General features: G+C 35.1%; 18 protein-coding genes. 8 read left to right on the forward strand and 10 right to left on the reverse strand.

The annotated features are described in order from the left end of the window. The first annotated feature begins 196 nt into the window (after positions 1 to 196). The 3 genes from B6C99_RS08180 to B6C99_RS08190 are packed head-to-tail and all read left to right on the forward strand — an operon-like array spanning position 197 to position 3,046. Positions 197 to 694, forward strand: a complete 498-nt coding sequence (locus B6C99_RS08180) for a MarR family winged helix-turn-helix transcriptional regulator (RefSeq protein WP_065614700.1) — start codon at positions 197 to 199, stop codon at positions 692 to 694. Positions 695 to 752: 58 nt separating this feature from the next. Next, entirely contained in the window at positions 753 to 1,889 is a 1,137-nt protein-coding gene (locus tag B6C99_RS08185) for an HlyD family secretion protein (RefSeq protein WP_086359394.1), read from the forward strand. After that, complete coding sequence (locus B6C99_RS08190; protein WP_216819427.1) at positions 1,886 to 3,046, forward strand: ABC transporter permease; 1,161 nt, start codon at positions 1,886 to 1,888, stop codon at positions 3,044 to 3,046. The genes B6C99_RS08185 and B6C99_RS08190 overlap by 4 nt, the downstream gene beginning before the upstream one ends. Before the next feature lie 332 nt (positions 3,047 to 3,378). Here B6C99_RS08190 and B6C99_RS08195 read toward each other — a convergent pair whose 3' ends face one another. The 8 genes from B6C99_RS08195 to gatA all read right to left on the reverse strand — a co-directional run bounded on the left by B6C99_RS08195 (position 3,379) and on the right by gatA (position 10,162). Further along, positions 3,379 to 4,035: an HAD-IA family hydrolase gene (locus B6C99_RS08195; RefSeq protein ID WP_086359395.1), complete on the reverse strand. Its 657-nt coding sequence runs from the start codon at positions 4,033 to 4,035 to the stop codon at positions 3,379 to 3,381. A gap of 1 nt (position 4,036) precedes the next feature. Then, the gene (locus B6C99_RS08200) at positions 4,037 to 4,891 is read right to left on the reverse strand and encodes a tagatose bisphosphate family class II aldolase (protein WP_086359396.1); all 855 of its coding nucleotides are present in this window, start codon (positions 4,889 to 4,891) and stop codon (positions 4,037 to 4,039) included. 21 nt (positions 4,892 to 4,912) lie between these two features. Further along, positions 4,913 to 5,851, reverse strand: a complete 939-nt coding sequence (locus B6C99_RS08205) for a hexose kinase (protein WP_086359397.1) — start codon at positions 5,849 to 5,851, stop codon at positions 4,913 to 4,915. A 184-nt stretch (positions 5,852 to 6,035) separates the two neighbouring features. After that, entirely contained in the window at positions 6,036 to 6,809 is a 774-nt protein-coding gene (locus tag B6C99_RS08210; protein WP_086359398.1) for a DeoR/GlpR family DNA-binding transcription regulator, read from the reverse strand. A 92-nt stretch (positions 6,810 to 6,901) separates the two neighbouring features. Then, positions 6,902 to 7,945, reverse strand: coding sequence for an alcohol dehydrogenase catalytic domain-containing protein (locus tag B6C99_RS08215; RefSeq protein ID WP_086359399.1), 1,044 nt, complete (start codon positions 7,943 to 7,945; stop codon positions 6,902 to 6,904). A 108-nt stretch (positions 7,946 to 8,053) separates the two neighbouring features. Beyond that, positions 8,054 to 9,403, reverse strand: a complete 1,350-nt coding sequence (locus B6C99_RS08220; RefSeq protein WP_086359400.1) for a PTS galactitol transporter subunit IIC — start codon at positions 9,401 to 9,403, stop codon at positions 8,054 to 8,056. A gap of 4 nt (positions 9,404 to 9,407) precedes the next feature. Next, positions 9,408 to 9,692, reverse strand: a complete 285-nt coding sequence (gatB, locus tag B6C99_RS08225; RefSeq protein ID WP_086359401.1) for a PTS galactitol transporter subunit IIB — start codon at positions 9,690 to 9,692, stop codon at positions 9,408 to 9,410. 17 nt (positions 9,693 to 9,709) lie between these two features. After that, entirely contained in the window at positions 9,710 to 10,162 is a 453-nt protein-coding gene (gene gatA, locus B6C99_RS08230; protein ID WP_086359402.1) for a PTS galactitol transporter subunit IIA, read from the reverse strand. A 406-nt stretch (positions 10,163 to 10,568) separates the two neighbouring features. On the opposite strand from gatA, the gene B6C99_RS08235 reads away from it, so the two are divergent. Next, positions 10,569 to 11,135, forward strand: coding sequence for a gluconokinase, GntK/IdnK-type (locus B6C99_RS08235; RefSeq protein ID WP_216819428.1), 567 nt, complete (start codon positions 10,569 to 10,571; stop codon positions 11,133 to 11,135). 47 nt (positions 11,136 to 11,182) lie between these two features. After that, positions 11,183 to 12,988: a phosphogluconate dehydratase gene (gene edd, locus B6C99_RS08240; protein WP_086359403.1), complete on the forward strand. Its 1,806-nt coding sequence runs from the start codon at positions 11,183 to 11,185 to the stop codon at positions 12,986 to 12,988. A 91-nt stretch (positions 12,989 to 13,079) separates the two neighbouring features. Here edd and B6C99_RS08245 read toward each other — a convergent pair whose 3' ends face one another. After that, on the reverse strand, positions 13,080 to 14,801 hold the full coding sequence (locus B6C99_RS08245; RefSeq protein WP_086359404.1) for a thiamine pyrophosphate-dependent enzyme: 1,722 nt from the start codon (positions 14,799 to 14,801) through the stop codon (positions 13,080 to 13,082). Between the two features lie 262 nt (positions 14,802 to 15,063). Between B6C99_RS08245 and B6C99_RS08250 the strand changes: the two genes are divergently transcribed. The 3 genes from B6C99_RS08250 to fmt all read left to right on the forward strand — a co-directional run bounded on the left by B6C99_RS08250 (position 15,064) and on the right by fmt (position 18,424). Beyond that, a complete protein-coding gene (locus B6C99_RS08250; protein ID WP_086359405.1) occupies positions 15,064 to 16,932 on the forward strand; it encodes an SLC13 family permease in 1,869 nt (622 codons plus the stop codon). A gap of 57 nt (positions 16,933 to 16,989) precedes the next feature. Continuing rightward, entirely contained in the window at positions 16,990 to 17,331 is a 342-nt protein-coding gene (locus B6C99_RS08255) for a hypothetical protein (RefSeq protein ID WP_086359406.1), read from the forward strand. A gap of 127 nt (positions 17,332 to 17,458) precedes the next feature. Next, positions 17,459 to 18,424 (forward strand): methionyl-tRNA formyltransferase, encoded by a 966-nt coding sequence (gene fmt, locus B6C99_RS08260; protein WP_086359407.1) that lies wholly within the window; start codon positions 17,459 to 17,461, stop codon positions 18,422 to 18,424. Positions 18,425 to 18,461: 37 nt separating this feature from the next. On the opposite strand, the gene tehB is transcribed toward fmt, so the two are convergent. Beyond that, positions 18,462 to 19,322, reverse strand: a complete 861-nt coding sequence (gene tehB / locus B6C99_RS08265; protein ID WP_086359408.1) for an SAM-dependent methyltransferase TehB — start codon at positions 19,320 to 19,322, stop codon at positions 18,462 to 18,464. Positions 19,323 to 19,352: the final 30 nt, after the last annotated feature.

The raw sequence follows: 19,352 nt of genomic DNA on the forward strand, positions 1-19,352 counted from the left end.
TCCTCAAGGGTTACCACTTTAGTAGTAGATCAAATAATAATTTTGAAAACAATGAGTTATCTTTTTTCACTATTTAACTATCAAGCAACATTAGAATATTATTATGATAAACATCACAAATTACGAATAAAAAAAGGATTGTCAATTAGGATTAAATAAGTATAATTAGCCGACTAAATAAATTAGGTAATGACAATTGAATTACAATTCAAGAATACTTCCTTCTCGCGAAACTTTAGCAAAAGCACAAAGATTTAATGATGAAATTATTGAGGTTTCAGGCGTTGATCTTGTCTTAAGTTTAATCACCACCGCCGATTTAATTCGATCAAATATTTATGCACAACTAGCCAAAGATTATGATGTATCTGAAGGAAAATTTGCCTTGTTAATGTCACTATATAGTGAAGGAGAAACTTGCGCTAGCGAGTTAGCATTAAGAGTTGGCGTAACACCAGCAACCGTTTCGGTAATGGTGAAACGAATGTTAGCAGCACCCGATCCTTTAATATCAATGACCAAAAGTGGAGAAGATGGCCGCTCTCGACTAATCACCCTTACTGCAACAGGGGAAAATCTTATTCAAAAGGCATTACCTAATCACTTAAAATCGATTCGTGCTTTTGCTCAAGTCTTAAATCCACAAGAGCAGGAATCTTTAATTGCAATGTTACGCAAATTATTGCGTAAATAATTGCCAATAATTATTCATAATCATGATATTTTAACAATATACTTAGCTGACTAAATAAATGAAAAATAAATTAAACTTAAATTTACCCAAAAACATTAAAATTCCTGCTATATTTTTATTGCTACTTCTATTTGGATCTACATTAATTTGTCTTGGTTCAAGAAATGATGCAGTAACTGTTGCTAAAAGTATCAAATCAGGGGTATTAACCGCTGATGAAATCAATGTTGCCTTTCAAAATGTAGGTGGAAAAGTAATTAAACGCTTTGTCCAAGAATCACAATTCGTTAAAAAAGGCGACCCATTAATGCAACTTGAAGATATTGATACCAAGCTATCAATTGATCGCTTGCAAGCATTAGTTGATAGTCAAACTGCTGCGGTTAATCAAGAACAAGCAGCAATCGAAATCACTGAAAATGAAATCAATCTTAATGAGTTATCAACTTGGCGAAAAATTGAGGAAGTTAAAGCTAACCTTGAAGCGGCAAAGTCTGCTCGTGATCTAGCTAATACTGAATTTCAACGCCATACTCAATTAAGAAAAACGGGCGGTACTTCTCAATCACAACTTGATGCTGCACGAAATGTCTACATTAGTACCAAAATGCAGGTTGTACAGATTGAAAGCCAATTATCAACCTTAATGATTGGCGCAACTCCAGACCAAATTAACCAGTTTGAACAAACTAGAAATGCCACAGGTATGACATTGCAATCAATTACTATTGATCGACAAAAACTGCAAAATCGTCAAAATCAGCTTGCTCAAATTAAAGCGCAATTAGCACAAGCTCAAGCTGATTTAAAACAATTACAAGTCAATTACGATCGACTAACATTAGTTGCGCCAGAAGATGGTAAAGTTCTAAAACTGATGTTTGAAGATGGTGAGATGGCACCTGCTGGAGCACCAGCTGTATTATTAGAAACTGATCGCAAATATGTCGATATCTATGTTAATGAAAAAATGGTCAATGATTATCAACCAGGCACAAAGGTGAAAGCGAATGTTATCGCATTAGATAAAACCGTAAAAGGCACCGTTCGATTTGCAACTGCTGCGCCATCATTTGCTGACTTACGCATGACTCGAGAACGAGGACAGGCTGATTTAACATCTTACCAAGTCAGAATTTATATGGAATCTATTCCACAACTATTAACCGGTATGACAATTGAGGTTGATCAATGATGCGACAAAACATCATTAAATCTATGCTTGAAGAGCTTGACGCTATGTTGTCAGGCCACTTCATTCCTTATTATAAAGTGTGCCTAGGTTTAGCAGCCATCGTATCACTTATTTTTTCAATTGTTCTGAGTCATGGTTCAGTTTTTGAAGGAAAAATTGCCGTTATAGATCTTGATGGTTCTAATTATTCAACTGAATTAATCAGTAAGGTAAATACATCACCATTTATTGAAATAACAGAAGTGATTCGATCGCCAGTTAATCCAATTACCTTGGTTTCACATGATCGTAATTTAGGCGTGTTATATATCCCTAAAGGGCTAGAAAAATCATTAAAGAAAGGGGACCGTACGGTTAAATTAGGTTATTTTGCTGATGACTCAAATGATGCCCAAAATGCCAAAGTAATGCAAAGCCTTAATGAAATTATCCCTGAATCAGGTGCAGAATTAAGTGTTGGTAAAGTAGCAGCATTAGGACTAGGTCGAGAAGCAACAGAAGCGACCTTATCACCAATGCAATTAAAAACGAGAACCATGTTTAATCCGGCTAGTTCATCAACAATATCCACGATTATCTATTTTGTTTACTTCTTTTCATCATTAACCTATGGTTTAACCTCGTTAATGATTATTGGTCGATTAAAAACCATGGGGATGTGGAATACAGTAATTGAACGAGGATTTTTACCATTATTAGCCAGAACAGTGCCTTATGCCCTATTTTATACCACTGCTTTAACCTTAATCACGGCAATACTAGTAATATTTGGTCAATTACGTTTTGATGGTAACTATTTTACCTTCGTACCAAGCATTTTTATGACTGGTTTAGCTTTTGGTTGGTTAGGTTTACTACTATCTTGGAAAACAAACCATCCCGGCGAAGGAGCAAGTAAAATGATTTTCCTTGTCCCTCCTGGCTTTATTATGGGTGGTTCAACCATGGCAGTAGGCATTATGCCAATATGGGCCTTTTATGTTAGTCATGCCTTTCCATTAGTTTGGTTATTTCGCTTCTTTCGTGACATAGGTATACGCGGACGTTCATTTATCGATATGTTATCAACATATGGTATCTTCATTATCTATTTAACCGTTATTGCTTTTGCCGTGATGATGTTTGTTAATCGCAGTAAAAATAGCCAAGTAGAATAAAAGAAAAATGGTATATAGCTTAAAGAAAAACTACCAATGGTAAAAATAGAGCCCCAAAATTGGCTCAATAATCATAGTAATAGAGCATCTATTATTATTGAATATATTTTGCTAAAGAAACATTAGAGTTAGGAAGCAGTCAAATTAATACCTACCTTTTGTTGATTTTTGACCTTTAAACAGATCATCGATAATATAAATTAATAATGGATAACACCGTTGATAATATGTTCAAATCAAGCAGATATTGAACATATTATCAACAATTACTCAATAAGATATTTGCGGATTCAAATGTGATTAAATAAAGCAATAAATTTACTAATCATACTTCATACCTTATTCTTTAAAATTTCAAAATTGTTCTGGTTTAATTTATTGATGACTAACTCGTCAAAAGAATTAATATTTAACATACGATTATCATCAAGTGAGTTAGGAGTGTTAACAGTAATAATTTGACAATGCGCATTCAATGCTGATTCAATGCCCGCTTTAGAATCTTCAAAAACAATGCACTCATCAGCAGGTAATCCGAGTAAATCTGCACCTTGTAGATAGCCATCAGGCGCAGGCTTTGTTTTAAAAACCATTTCACCGGTAATAAAAACTTTCGGTTTAGCTACATTGAGAATAGCAAAACGAGAATCCGCTACTTTTTTGGTACCAGAGGTTACAACTCCCCAAGGAATATTAAGTGAAGATAACTGTTGTAAGAAATGACTTGCACCAGATATTTCATCAATATCTTTGATATCTTGAGCCTCTAATTGTTCCAGCCAATGATACTCTTGTGTGATAAAACTTTCTGGCTTATTAGGTAAGAATAGTTTTATATTATCGATAGCTTTACGGCCATGAATGGTTTTTAATACATAGGAATGATTAAGTTGGTGGCGCTCGGCAAAGCCTAACCAGCAGCGTTCAACTGCTGGTAATGAGTTAACTAATGTACCATCTAAATCAAATAAAATACCCTTTGCTTGCATATTATAATTTACCTGCACTGCCACAAATGCGAATTTTTTCTTCAACTATTTTCTTCATCGCTGCTTTAGCCGGTTGCATATAGTGTCTTGGATCATTAGCATCTGGATGTATATTAAAGTCTTGTTTTAAAGCATCAGAAAACGCAATTTTTAATTCTGTTGCGACATTTACTTTACAAATTCCTAATGAGATAGATTTTTTGACCATTTCCGCAGGAATGCCAGAAGCACCATGTAAAACTAAAGGAATATCAACTTTATCTCGAATTTTTGCTAATCGTTGAAAATCAAGTTTAGGTTCTCCTTTATATAATCCATGAGCAGAGCCAATCGCCACCGCTAATGAATCAATGCCGGTTCTTTCAACATACTCTTTAGCAGCATCAGGATCGGTAAAAGCGCTTTGTTTATCATCGACAATCAAATCATCTTCCTGTCCACCTAGACGACCAAGTTCAGCTTCAACACTTGCATTATATTTATGACTGAAAACAACCATTTCTCTTACTATATCAATATTTTCTTCAAATGGATAATGAGAAGCATCAATCATAATTGAACGAATACCTGCTTCGATTTTAGATTTAATATCACTCAAATTTTCATGATGATCTAAATGCAAAGCAAATGGGAAATGATGAATCTCAGCGGCTTGTTTACAGATACTAATTAAATATGGTGTACCGGCATAACTATAGGTAGCAGGCGTTGCCGCAAGTATAACTGGAGAACCTAACTCTTTAGCGGTATCAACCACAACTTGAATTGTTTCAAGATTATGGATATTAAACGCAGGAACAGCATACTGCTCACGTTGAGCTTTTTTTAACATTTCTTGGCTGGAAATAAGATACATAATTTACTCCTAATTAAAATTTTAAATAATTTCTTTAATCTCAACTTGTTGATAATATTCATGATAGTTATTCATATTAACAAACCCAGTTTGAGCCTCCATGGCATTTAACATTCCCATAGTCATGGCACGTTTTAACATAACCTCTATTGATTCATTTTCATGTAGACTGACCGCAAGCCCTGCTAAAGTGATATCACCAGAGCCTACTGGATTAACAACATTGATTTTCGGGATGGAAACCTGATAAAAGTGATTAAAACAACGAGCAAAAGCACCATTTTTACCCAATGAAATAACAATCAAAGGGATATCATCAAGAGAGTCGTGTTTGAGTGCTTTTATTAATGAATGGCTATTATTAACATCTAAATCCATCTGAATAATCTGTTTTAATTCTTCTTGATTGGGTTTTATTAAATAAGGTTTATATTGAGATTTGAGGGTGGTTAGTAACATTTGTCCCGAAGAATCAAGCAAAACCGGGATTTGATATTCAATAGCTACCTCAATTAAATTCACATAGAAATTGACGGGAAAACCAAGAGGTAATGATCCGGAAATCGTAATAATTTTTACATGATTGAGTAACTTTTTATAGTGTTGTAAGAATTGTTCAACATCATCATTATCTAACCGAGGACCGGCCTCAAGAATCTCGGTTTGATTACCCTGATGTAAAATTGCTATGCAATTTCTTGATTCTTTTTGGGTTACATAAAAGTTATAAGCTATATTATCTTCATCTAACTGCTCTTGAATAAATTTACCGGTAGTGCCACCAATAATTCCTGTCGCTAAAACAGGAATATTTGAAAAATTTATTCCTCGCGTAACATTAAGACCTTTACCACCAGCGGTTTTTCTTGTATTTGATACCCGATTGACATCATTAATAACTAATTTATCTAAAGAGTATGAAATATCGACTGATGGATTCATCGTAATTGTTAATATCATTTTCTCACCTATGCATTTACATCATTGTGAGAAATAACAATCTTAAATGATCTTCATTTGCCAATATGCTTGAATTCATCGACAACTATGAAAAAATTTCATATTGCAATGAATTACAATTTATTATCTCGCCAATTATTTGAGATCAATATTAAATAAAGTTTAAAAATCGACAGTGACACGATTAAACCGCTATTAAATTAATGCCTTGCTTTGCAAACTCTTGCTTGTATTTATTATCTACATTGGTATCTGTGATGATGACATCAAGTTTATTCAATGGTAATACAATATTAATACCATTACGCCCAAATTTAGATGAATCCAAAACTGCAACGACTTTCTTTGCGACATTCGCCATTACACTGCTAATTGTATAACCTTCATTAAATGTTGTTATTCCTCTTTGTGCATCAATACCATCAGCACCAACAAATAAAATATCAGCAGAGATACCATCTAAAGATTGCTCGGCAATTTTTCCATGAAAAGAGCGGGTTTTGTGTCTAAGTGTACCACCACAAATTAATAACATAATGTCACTATTATCAGATAGGATAAAAGCAGAGGTAAGACTATTGGTAATAACTGTAATGTGTTTAAGTTTTACCAACTCTTCTGCTATCAACATAGTTGTACTACCACTATCTAAAATAATAATATCACCCTCTTTCACTTGTTTAACTGCCTCAATAGCAATACGTTTTTTAGCCTCAATAAATCGCTGATAACGTTCTTCTAATTGCAGCTCTTTAAATGATTTAATGTCATCGTTATCTATAATTTTGGTTGCACCGCCATGAAATCGAGTAAGCACTCCTTGCTTTTCTAATAATCGAAGATCTGTCCGTATGGTGACTTCAGAAACATCATATTTCTTGGATAAATCACTCACTAACACGGTACTGTTCATATTAAGAAGCTCTATTATTTCTTGGCGTCTTTCACTTGCATTCATAATATTTCCTTTTTCGAAATTATTTCAGCAGTGTATAACAAACAAAATCAAAAGATAAGTTTTCATTTTCAACGATTAAATTAAATCAAAAACTACATGCAATTTAGTAAAATCTTCCCATTCATAGGATGACCATTTAATTCGGTAACTTGTGCAATAAATGTATGAAAGTCACCAATACTGGTAATAAGTGGTTCAAGTTTTATTTTTCCTTCAAGGAAAAATTGGCTCACAAGTTGCCATTCCTCTCCCGGCCATGGTGCAGAATAATTCATCCAACTACCCAAAATGTGTAATTCTTTTCGTAAAATTAAGCCGAAAGTTTTTTCAGAAAGTGTAATGTCATTATGTAAAGTACCAACTAAACCAATTTTTGCTCTAGGACCGGCTATCTCAATGGCTAACTTAACGGTAACCGGTGAGCCCGCTGTTTCTAGAACAATCTGCTCAAATCGATTTATTGATAACGCCTGAGATATTTCTTCTGGACTAAGATTTTTAGAGTTGTAAACTTGATCGGCCCCTAATGATTTAGCAAGATTTAAACGCGTGTCATTAATATCAATAACAGCTATTGATTTAGCCCCCATGGCTTTGGCACATTGCATGGCAAGTAATCCAATTGTTCCGCCGCCGACTATAATGACATTTTTATCTCTGCAACCATCTGCTAATAACAGCGCGTGCATTCCAACAGTCATTGGTTCAAAGAAAGCCCCCTCAAGAGGAGTTACACCTTTGGGTAATTTGAAGGCATTTTTTTTATTTAATACTATATATTCAGCAAAGCCACCACTGATTCTTGAACCAACAAAGGTATAATTTTTACAAAGTGAGTAGTAATGTTTTTGGCACTCATCACATTTAAAGCAAGGTAATAAAGGTACACAAGAGATTAAATCACCAATAGCAAATTCTGTAACATCATTGCCAATTTCCGTTACCGTACCACTAAACTCATGACCAAGGGTTATTGGATAATAGTGAGCGCCTTGATGAAATATTCTTGGAATATCTGAACCACATAGTCCAGAATAAGCCACTTTAACTAAAATTTGATCTGAAGATGTTATTTTGGGTTTTTCCATTTCTGTAACAGATAAATTACCCCCATTATTAACGATAACTACTTTCATCTTTTTTCCTTATAGCTAATAAATGATGTTTATTTATGGCTTTCACTGGCTTTCCAGTGAAAGCTTGCAAATGAAATACTTACTGATTGTTGTTAATTTTTAATCTATTTATTCTTTAACTGATAATTGATATCTACGTGCTCTTTTCCATGTCAAAAATAAGCAGAATAGATAAAACAATCCAATAAGAACAAAACCTATAGGTTGTTTTAAATTAACCAACTGAACCATAAGGTAAGTAATTGGTGACCCGCCTTGATCCATTGCCCCAACCAAAATATTGTTATCTGCCGCAATCGTGCCGGCATCAACTGCCAATTGTGTGGTTAATGGAATCATTTGTGTCGCAATCCATAATGTAATGGCAATAATGATTGCCCCCGATATAACAATTCTAAATAAATTGCCTTGATGGATAGCCACCCCCATAGCAACAAAAAAGCCAATGGTTGCTAAGTCACCAAATGGTAAAACCTCATTACCAGGAAGGATAATGGCAATAAAAATACTTAAAGGAATAAAGATTAAACTTGCCGAAACAACTGTTGAGTGGCCTAATAATAAGGCCGGATCTAAACCAATAAGAAAATCTTGGCCCCCAAATTTAGATTGTAAATGTTTGCGAGCTTGTTTGGATATTGGTGTCAATCCATCCATAATTGGTTTGATTACTCGTGGCATGAGTAACATCACCGCGGCGGTTTGAATAGCAAGTTGTAATGTTTCCTTCACGCCATACCCTGCCAATAAACCTAATAAGATCCCCATAAATAAACCAACGGTTACCGGCTCACCAAAAGCACCAAATTTCTTTTGCATATCGACAGCGTTAAAATTAATTTTGTTAACACCGGGGATTTTTTCAATAACTGCATCAACAAATACCGCTATAGGTCCACAATAGGCTGAGGTACCATGAGGTACAGCTATACCATCAAGTTCAAAAAATTCTTTAGTATCTTTAGCGAACCAGTCTCCCAATTTATAAGCGATAACCGCGTGCACAATGACGCCAACTATACCTAAGTAGTAAGAATCGGTAGCAATATAGACAAGTGCACCGGTAAAGGTCATATGCCAGATATTCCATATATCCACATTGACAACTCTTGTTAATCGCAGAACTAACATCAGGATATTAACCGCAATAGCAATAGGTATCGCAACTAAAGCAATTTGCGAAGCCCATGTCATTGGCGCTGCTCCCGGCCAACCAACATCAACCACTTTTAAACTGATATCAAATCTTTCCGCCATGGCTTGCGCTGCTGGTCCTACCGAACTAGTTAGCAATCCAACCACTAAGCCAATACCAACAAATCCAATACCAATATGAATACCTGCTTTTAATGCATCACCAATTTTCATTCTTAATACTAATGAAAATAGAATAATAACAATCGGCAACATTACTGATGGGCCAAGATCCAAAATGTACTGCATAATTTCAGTAAACATATATTCATCCTTTTAAAATCGATAATATTTTATCTTTAAGCTGCTCAATCCCAACGCCTGAAACAAAAGGCATACCATGAACGATAGGAATATTCCCAAAGGTTTGATCCATCCTTGCTGTAGTGCAGATCAAATCAACATCATCAATAAATGTATTAATTTCATTAATACGACATTGAACCAGATCGAGATCTATACTGTTTTCTTGGCACAACTCTTTTATTTCTTCTGCTGCCAGTGTTGAAGTCGCAACAGCTCCTCCACATGCCACAATAATCTTTTTTTTCATAATGCCTCCTAGTCAATTTATTGGTTAATAATCACTTTTTTAAAATGCTCAGCGACTTCGTTTGCTTCAGCACTAATTAAAAAGTGATAAAACTCTTTATTTTGTAAATTTGAAAAAAGTGCTTTCAATAGATTCAGTTGATCTTCCGGAGAAGTAACAACCAGTGAAATGATTAATGAAACTTCAACCGTACTATCTTCATCAGCACGATTGAAAACAACTGGAGATTGAGGACGAATTATATAAATAGCAGGACTAATAGCGTGTTCAGCTTCACAATGGGGGATAGCCACAGCATAACCATCAAGTGCAATACCGGTAGGAAATAGAGCTTCTCTCTCTATTAACGCTTTTAGATGACTTTTTTTAACAATATTCTTTTGTTGTAATTGTTCACTAATATATGTTAAAGCATCACGCTCATCTTTAAACTTGATATTGTCTTCTAGCAAAAATTGACATTCATTCATATTTGATCTCCATTATCACTTTACATTTAACTTTCGTTATATTTCGAAATCAAAAATCATAACGAAAGATTATTTACTTTCGAAATTAAAAGCAAATGACAAATATTGTTTTTGTGATCGAAATCTATTTTTTTAAAAAAAAGTTAAAAAGCGAAAGTTGATTCGATTAGGTAGGGATGGGTTGTTCTGTAAGATAAGAATGAATTTATTTTCTAATTTCAAAAATTGGCGATGATGGCTAAAATACAATTTTTTTAAAAATATAAATAAATTATCAACTTATTTATTTTTAGATTTATTTTAGCTTATAGTTATCCCAAAAATCTCTAGTTAACGGTTAACAAAAATATGATCTAAATCACAAAAAAAACTTTTTTATATTGCAATAAAGGATTATAGTGACAAAATGTTACCCGTAACAGATTCTTTGGAGAAAGAAGCAATGACGCAACAAAAGAAACATGTTTTCGTTTTCATGGGTGTATCAGGTAGTGGTAAATCAGCTGTGGCAAAACAGATAGCCGATAACCTAAATGCCGCTTTTTTGGATGGTGACTTTTTACATCCAAAAGCCAATATATTGAAAATGCGCGGTGGTACGCCACTAAATGATGAGGATAGGATGCCTTGGTTAAATTTAATTAGTAATGCTGCATTTGCAATGAGTAATGTGAATAACATTTCGATCATTATTTGTTCGGCGCTAAAAAGACAGTATCGCAATATTATTCGTGGTGAAAATGAAAATGTGCACTTTATTTATTTAAAAGGAAGTTTTGATGTTATTTCACAGCGTTTAGCCAAACGTCAAGGACATTATCAAAAAACCGGCATGTTACAGTCGCAATTTGACACATTAGAAGAACCATCAGCTGATGAAAAAGATGTCTATGCTATCAATATTGAACAGTCGCTAAATGATGTTATTCACGATGCCACAAAGGTGATTAATTCAATATGTCATTGTGAATAAATTTATGGTTACTAAAAAATTATAATAAATATAATCCAGAGGTAAATGTGAATTCCACTATTTTAGCTGTAACTCAGCGCATTATCGATCGATCTAAAACAACACGTGAAGCTTATCTGCAAAAAATAGAACACGCTATGTTAAAAAAAGTTACGCGGGCAAGCTTACCATGTAGTAACCTAGCTCATGGGTTTGCCGCTTGTTGTCTTGATGAAAAAAATGATCTTAAAAATATATTAAAAAGTAATATTGGCATTATTAGTTCTTATAACGACATGTTATCAGCGCATAAACCTTATGAATTTTATCCAGAACAAATTCGCAAAGTATTACACGAAATAGGTGCGGTTGGACAAATGGCTGGTGGTGTACCGGCTATGTGTGATGGAGTAACCCAAGGCGAACCGGGTATGGAAATTTCGCTAATGAGCCGAGATGTGATTGCCATGTCAGTTGCTGTTGGGTTATCACATAATATGTTTGATGGCGCACTTTATTTGGGTGTCTGCGATAAAATCTTACCAGGGTTATTTATTGGTGCCTTATCATTTGGCCATTTACCGGCAATCTTTGTCCCTTCTGGGCCTATGCCTTCAGGGTTACCAAATAAAGAAAAAGTACGTATTCGTCAACTTTATTCGGAAGGAAAAGCCTCACGCGAAGATCTATTAGAATCTGAATCAGCCTCATACCATACCAGTGGGACTTGTACTTTCTATGGTACCGCAAATAGTAATCAAATGGTCATTGAGCTAATGGGATTACATCTACCTGGAGCGGCCTTTGTGCATCCTGAGACCACATTACGTTATGAACTCACCAATGCTGCGGCAAAACAGATCACTCGGTTAACTAATCAATCCGGTAACTATATGCCTGTTGGTAAAATGGTTGATGAAAAAGTGATAGTTAATGGTTTAGTTGCACTCTTAGCAACAGGCGGTTCAACCAATCTGACTATGCATATCGTCGCCATGGCTAAAGCGGCCGGTATTATTATTAATTGGGATGATATTTCAGACTTATCCACTGTTGTGCCGTTATTAAGCCGAATATACCCAAATGGCCCAGCTGATATCAACTACTTCCAAGCCGCTGGCGGCACTTCTTTATTGGTTAGAGAATTATTATCTGGTGGTTTATTACACGAAGATGTTGAAACGGTAGTTGGTCGTGGACTAAGCCGTTATACTAAAGAACCCATTTTGGAAAATGGTAAACTTATCTTCCGTGAAGGCCCAAGCAAATCCTTAGATGAAAATGTTATTGCTTCAATCAACAAACCTTTCAACTCGCATGGTGGGTTAAAGGTGATGTCGGGTAATTTAGGTCGAGCCATAATGAAAACGTCTGCGGTTACGGCTGAGCACCAAATAATTGAAGCGCCAGCCGTGGTATTTAATAGTCAGTATGATTTAGATGCAGAATATAAAGCTGGCAATCTTAACAAAGATTGTGTTGTAGTGGTGCGTTATCAAGGGCCAAAAGCTATCGGGATGCCAGAATTGCATAAATTAATAACACCATTGGGCGTTTTGCAAGATCGTGGTTATAAAGTTGCTTTATTAACTGATGGGCGACTATCTGGTGCCTCAGGTAAAGTACCAGCGGCTATTCATGTTACACCGGAAGCCTATGCTGGTGGGTTATTAAGCAAAGTTCAACAAGGTGATATGATTCGCGTCAACGGTCAAACCGGTGAAATAACTTTACTGGTTGATGAGGCCGAACTGGCAGCACGAAAAGTTGAGCCAATTGATTTGACCAATTCACACCAAGGCTTTGGTCGAGAACTTTATACCGTTATTAGAGAAAATCTAACTTCAGCAGAAGAAGGGGCTGTTAGTTTTTAACGTAACTTAACTGCCGCAAAATGCGGCAGTTGTTGTTAAAATCGTTTCAAAAACCCCGTTCTTAAACTTTTTAGATAAAATAAAATGCCATTTATTTTTTCACAAAATTATCTACCAATAAATTAACTACATCTTTCATTTTTCCGTTCAATGATGCTTTTACACTATAAAGCGCCATTCCCATTACTTGTGAGGTATGAATTTCAGGTGGCATAACTAATTCATATTCGTTTGTCTTAACATCTAATAACGCAGGCCCAGGGTGAGCTAAAAATGATTGCACCGCAGCTTCAAGTAAATCAGAACTATCAACACGAATAGCAAATAGTCCCATTGCATCAGCTACTTTAGCGAAATCAGGATTTTTTAAATCAGTAAAATGATCCATAAGGCCTTCTGATTTTTGTTCCAATTCGACAAAGTTGAGTGAACTATTATTCAAAACAACCACTTTAATTGCTAGGTTTTCTTGGATTGTTGTTAATAAATCACCTAACAGCATACTAATACCACCATCCCCAGATAAAGCAATCACTTGTCGATGAGGAAAAGCCTTTTGCACACCTAATGCTTGTGGCATCGCATTGGCCATAGTACCGTGTTTTAAACTAATAACAGTACGTCTTTTACCATTAGTTGAAAAATGACGACACGCCCAAACCATAGCAGATCCAACATCTGCGCAAAGTACAGCATCATCATTAGCATATTTATCAATAAGTTCGGTTAAATATTGTGGGTGAATTACTGTTTTAGATGGTATCGCTTTTTTATTTAATTTATCGATTGCTTTAGTGTGTAATTCACGACATTTGTCTAAAAATGCCGTATCTCCCTTTTCATAAACTAATGGTAATAAAGCAGCTAAGGTTGGTTTACTTGCACCAACTACACCAATATCTACACTATGCCTGTGACCAAGATGGGTTGCGTCAATATCCACCTGAATAATTGTCGCGTCCTCCGGATAAAATTGTGACCACGCAAAATCAACACCGAACATCAAAAGCACATCACATTCTTTAATTGCCGTTGCGCCAGATTCCATACCAAACATACCGGTCATACCCACATTATACGGATTATCATATTCGACAAAATCTTTAGCTCTTGAAGTATGAACAATCGGAGATTTTAATTTTTTGGCTAGCGCAACTAACTCATCATGAGCTTCGGATATACCATGACCAGCAAATATCGCGACTTTACTGCTTTTATTTAAAACTTCAGATATTTGAGCCAACTCTTCATCAGATGGTCGAATAACAGGTTTAGGGTGATAAATTTTATGTCCGCTATTATCCTCAACTTTAGCTAAACTAATATTATAAGGAATCACTAAAACTGCAACACCTTGTTCATTTATCGCAGCTTGAACCGCTGCTGTAGTAATTCGTCTTGCTTGTGTTGGATCAGAAATTTGCTGACAAAAGACAGAACAGTTTTTATAAATAGATTCAAAGTCAACTTCTTGCGGAAAATCTGTTCCTTGTTGAGATGTAACTAACTGGCTTGCTAATAAAATAAGTGGTACTTTATTACGTTGTGCTTCATAAATACCATTGATAAAATGTAAGCTTCCTGGCCCACAAGATCCAGCACAAGCAGTTATTTGCTGGGTAAGATAAGCTTCAGCTCCCGCCGCAAAAGCACCAACTTCTTCATGGCGAACATGCACCCACTCAATATCACTTTTTTTAATAGCAGAGGTAATTTGATTTAAAGTATCTCCAACAATACCGTAACAATGTTTGACACCAGCTTGAGATAAAACTTCAACAATAATTTGTGCAACAGACTTTTTTGATGACATACTATCTCCTAAAAATGGTTTAAAAAAATTAAATAATTCAAATAGACTAAATTACACCTAAGTTTTATGAATGCGAATAGTTTAGATATAAAAATAGCAAAAAATGTTAAAAATGTCAGCATAACCAAAATTTGCTTTTAATAATCTTTAAGTTAAGATATTCCCTATTATAATAAATCAAGGTATTATGTCGAAAATCTAATCGACTTCATGAGCTATCTTTGTGGAACATACGTCATCTGGGCATAGTTTTTTATCATTAATGTCTGCTTTTTTACCTAATTATATAATTGAGTATTGCCCACTTATAACTGTTTGCTTTTTACTTTTTATTGCTATTTTATTGTTTTCATTAAGCAAATTAAGAATGGATATTATTGCTCTACTAACAATAACCGCAATAACCATTACTGGCATATTAACCCCAGCCGAAGCGCTTTCAGGATTCAGTGATCCCAATATAATTCTCATTGCGTTGTTATTCGTAATAGGAGAAAGCTTAGTCAGAACAGGCATCTCTTACAAAATGAGTGAATATATCTTAAAAGCAGCTGGTAAAAATGACATACGGATAATTACATTCATTATGTTGGGTGTGGCTTTATTGGGGTCAATCATGAGCTCAACCGGTGTAGTTGCAATTTTTATTCCTGTAGTTATTAGTATTGCTAACCATACGGGTATTCATGTAAAAAAACTGATGATGCCTTTGTGTATTGCCGCATTAATTAGTGGCATGATGACCCTTGTTGCAACAGCACCAAACCTTGTTGTGAATAGTGAACTTAATCGAGCAGCATTAACCGAATTTAGTTTCTTTTCTATTACCCCAATAGGACTTGGTGTGTTAATTGTAGGCATTATATATTGCTTGTTAACTCGCAATTGGTTACTTACAGCTGACCAAATCACGGCTAACAACAGTCAACCACAAAGACGTAAAATTACTGATTTAATTAGAGATTACAAACTAATTGGCCGAGCTCATCGTGCACAAATTCTTCCCGGTTCACCTTTTGTTGGTCGAACTATTGATGGATTACATTTGCGTACCGAACACGGGGTAAATGTCATTGGTATTGAACGTTGGCGAAAATTTCAAAAAGTACTTATCCCTGTTAATGGTAGTACCGAATTTAGGGAAAACGACATTCTTTTATTGGACATGTCACATTCCGAAGCTGATTACCGTACCTTTCTAACCACTAACAATCTTGAACCAAAAGTACTACGTGGTGAATATTTTTCTGAACAAGTCAAAGAAGTTGGTATGGCTGAAGTCGCACTGTTACCTGAATCATCATTATGTGGAAAAACGCTGAATCAAATTGATTTTAGAGAAAAATATTTTTTGACAGTTATTGGGATTTGGCGAAACCATGCACCCGTTGAAACCAATAACTTATTCCAAGAACGTTTAGAAATGAGTGATACACTTTTAGTGTGTGGAGATTGGGGATCAATACAAAAACTACAAACTCGTACTAGCGATTTTGTGGTATTAGATTACCCTTCAGACATTGATGATGTTGCACCTGCAAGCTCTCAGGCTTTTGTCGCACTATTTAATCTTGCAATAATGATTGTTTTAATGGTTACAGGTATTGTCCCAAATGTCGTTGCTGCACTGATTGCGTGTTTATTAATGGGCGCTACCCGCTGCATCGATATGGCGAATGCTTATAAATCGATTCATTGGCCAACGTTAATTCTAATTATCGGTATGATGCCTTTCGCGATCGCGTTAAATAAAACGGGAGGGATTTCACTCATATCAGCATGGCTAGAAATCCATTTACGTCCATTTGGTCCTTACATGGTGTTAACTTTTATCTTTTTATTATGTTCAATGGTAGGATTATTTATTTCTAATACCGCAACTGCGATTTTGATTGCACCAATTGCAATTGATTTAGCGATGAAATTTGGTTATTCACCATATCCATTTGCTATGACAGTTGCTATTGCAACATCTGCTTCATTTATTACACCGGTTTCCTCACCTGTAAAAACAATGGTCGTTGCACCTGGTGGGTATAACTTTAGTGACTTTGTCAAAGTTGGTGTACCATTAACATTTTTGGTAATGTTGGTGGATATAGCATTGGTACCAATATTTTTTTCATTTTAAATAAAATATATTTTATCATTAATTAAATTAATAGAGTTAGATTAAGGAGTTAGGAAAATGAGTGATACTCAACAATTTTTTATGTTTATAGGCATAATGACATGCATAGGTGCCGCTTTTAGTTTATTTATGTATGTATTAATCGTATTACATACGTTAACTGTAAAAAGCACAGTAAGTAAAGATAAAATGACCGATGAAACCTTAATCAAGCTGTATAATGATAAGAAAAAACACCTAGATAATAAATCTATAATAATTATAACATCTATTACTATGGGCATATTTATAGGCGGAGGTGTTTGTGGATTTATTTACTATTTTTTCATCAAAAAACTTTTTACCGACTCTTATGAAATTTACAAAAATGCTATGATCCAACGTAATTTACCGCTATAACGAACCCATACTTTTTAACTATGACACAAAAGTGACTTTCCATTAAGGGTACACTTTTGTGACTAGAGATTGTTATTTCAATTTAAAGTATAATATCTTCCATATTTTAATTATGGATATATTGCACATGCCACAAACCACTAAACCCTTAAATATTATTTTTGCAGGTACACCTGATTTTGCTGCCACGCATTTAAAAGCCCTAATTGACTCAGACCATAATGTCATCGCCGTCTTCAGCCAACCAGATAGGCCCGCAGGTCGAGGAAATAAGTTAACGGCAAGCCCCGTAAAACAATTAGCAATCGAAAACAATCTTCCCATTTATCAACCAGCCACACTCAAAACCGTAGAAAATCAGCACATCATTGCCAATCTTAATGCCGATATTATGATTGTGGTTGCTTATGGATTAATTTTACCTCAAGCAGTACTTGATATGCCAAAACTTGGATGTTTAAATGTCCATGGTTCTTTATTGCCTAAATGGCGAGGTGCAGCGCCAATTCAGCGTGCGTGTTGGGCTGGAGATAGTGAAACAGGTATCACCATTATGCAAATGGATGCCGGACTTGATACTGGTGATATGCTTTATAAGTTAGCATGCCCAATTGAATCGTCTGACACCAGTGCAACACTATATGAAAAGTTAGCTAAATTAGGGCCACAAGCATTACTTGAGACACTAACACAGATTAATCAAGGAAAAATTAAACCTGAAAAGCAACAACAATCACAAGCCACTTATGCAGAAAAATTATCTAAACAAGAGGCTAAATTAGATTGGAATTTATCAGCAATACAACTGGAACGATGTGTGCGAGCATTTAACCCTTGGCCAGTTAGTTACTTTGAAGTAAATGGTGAACCTATAAAAGTTTGGCAAGCTCAAGTTATGGCAACTCAACATAATCAACCCGTTGGCACCATTTTACAGGCTGATAAGAAAGGAATTTGTATTGCCACCAGTGATGGATCATTAAATATGACAATATTACAACCAGCAGGTAAAAAACCAATGTCCGCCCAAGACCTACTAAACTCTCGTAAATCTTGGTTTGAAGTGGGTAAAATACTAGGTAGTAATCAATAGTCAAAAACAAAATATTACAGGATGATATCCTGTAATATTATCGTTTTTTTGCCAGTAAAGTCGCAAAACGAAGCTTTATTCGGTTGCCATGGATATCCGTTTTATGCAATTCACCAACATCTTCATTATATTTTATAATCTGCCAATCCTGATAATAATTACGTAGTTCATTCTCTTTAAACGTAAACGAGAAGCCAACTGTGCAAGGAAAATCATCTGTTGACATAGCACAAACAATTAAATTATAACCACCTGATTTAGTTATCGTTTGCATATTGTGAATAATATCGGGAATTCTATCTGGTTGTAAAAACATCATCACAACGGTTGAAATAATTAAATCATAATTACCTTTTAAATCAGCTTGGTTTATATCATAAATAGATGCCTTGATATGAGATAGATCATCATTGGCAATAATTTGTTGTAAATTACTGATACTCATTTCCGATTTGTCAACAGCATCAACATCGAAGCCAAGTAGCTGCAAATAGAGTGAATTGCGACCAGAACCACACCCTAAATCTAAAGCTTTTCCAGCTTGAATAATTTGGCAAACATCTAACACATCAGAATGCGTTTTAGTCATTTGATATTTTTTCTGGGTATAATCTTCAGGTTGACAATAAAAAGCCAGTTGACACTGTAGATCATCGGATACTTGCGCAATTCGATGCCATTGTTGAGGCAAAATAAATGGAGGTTGATGATCAACATCAAAAACATATTGAGAAATGATCTCACCTTGCTCGGTTAACATATCAAAATTCATACGACCTTTAATAACGTTTAATTTTGCCCATGTTCCTACTTGTGTATTATGTTTTTCACAAAACATTTTCGGTAAAGTTGTTGCATCCCAAACTGGTAGCGTTTTATAGCAAACTAAATCCTTCATCATAAAATACCAAACCAAGCAATTTAATAG

The sequence above is a fragment of the Gilliamella sp. N-G2 genome (genome assembly GCF_002142215.1).
Classification (GTDB): domain Bacteria; phylum Pseudomonadota; class Gammaproteobacteria; order Enterobacterales; family Orbaceae; genus Gilliamella.

What these genes read in the sequence shown, in the direction of transcription:
- B6C99_RS08185 (WP_086359394.1), top strand. Translation starts at nt 753, where the DNA reads ATGAAAAATAAATTAAACTTAAATTTACCCAAAAACATTAAAATTCCT.
- B6C99_RS08190 (WP_216819427.1), top strand. Translation starts at nt 1,886, where the DNA reads ATGATGCGACAAAACATCATTAAATCTATGCTTGAAGAGCTTGACGCT.
- B6C99_RS08195 (WP_086359395.1), bottom strand. Translation starts at nt 4,035, where the DNA reads ATGCAAGCAAAGGGTATTTTATTTGATTTAGATGGTACATTAGTTAAC.
- B6C99_RS08200 (WP_086359396.1), bottom strand. Translation starts at nt 4,891, where the DNA reads ATGTATCTTATTTCCAGCCAAGAAATGTTAAAAAAAGCTCAACGTGAG.
- B6C99_RS08205 (WP_086359397.1), bottom strand. Translation starts at nt 5,851, where the DNA reads ATGATATTAACAATTACGATGAATCCATCAGTCGATATTTCATACTCT.
- B6C99_RS08210 (WP_086359398.1), bottom strand. Translation starts at nt 6,809, where the DNA reads ATGAATGCAAGTGAAAGACGCCAAGAAATAATAGAGCTTCTTAATATG.
- B6C99_RS08215 (WP_086359399.1), bottom strand. Translation starts at nt 7,945, where the DNA reads ATGAAAGTAGTTATCGTTAATAATGGGGGTAATTTATCTGTTACAGAA.
- B6C99_RS08220 (WP_086359400.1), bottom strand. Translation starts at nt 9,403, where the DNA reads ATGTTTACTGAAATTATGCAGTACATTTTGGATCTTGGCCCATCAGTA.
- gatB (WP_086359401.1), bottom strand. Translation starts at nt 9,692, where the DNA reads ATGAAAAAAAAGATTATTGTGGCATGTGGAGGAGCTGTTGCGACTTCA.
- gatA (WP_086359402.1), bottom strand. Translation starts at nt 10,162, where the DNA reads ATGAATGAATGTCAATTTTTGCTAGAAGACAATATCAAGTTTAAAGAT.
- B6C99_RS08235 (WP_216819428.1), top strand. Translation starts at nt 10,569, where the DNA reads ATGTTACCCGTAACAGATTCTTTGGAGAAAGAAGCAATGACGCAACAA.
- B6C99_RS08245 (WP_086359404.1), bottom strand. Translation starts at nt 14,801, where the DNA reads ATGTCATCAAAAAAGTCTGTTGCACAAATTATTGTTGAAGTTTTATCT.
- B6C99_RS08250 (WP_086359405.1), top strand. Translation starts at nt 15,064, where the DNA reads ATGTCTGCTTTTTTACCTAATTATATAATTGAGTATTGCCCACTTATA.
- B6C99_RS08255 (WP_086359406.1), top strand. Translation starts at nt 16,990, where the DNA reads ATGAGTGATACTCAACAATTTTTTATGTTTATAGGCATAATGACATGC.
- fmt (WP_086359407.1), top strand. Translation starts at nt 17,459, where the DNA reads ATGCCACAAACCACTAAACCCTTAAATATTATTTTTGCAGGTACACCT.
- tehB (WP_086359408.1), bottom strand. Translation starts at nt 19,322, where the DNA reads ATGAAGGATTTAGTTTGCTATAAAACGCTACCAGTTTGGGATGCAACA.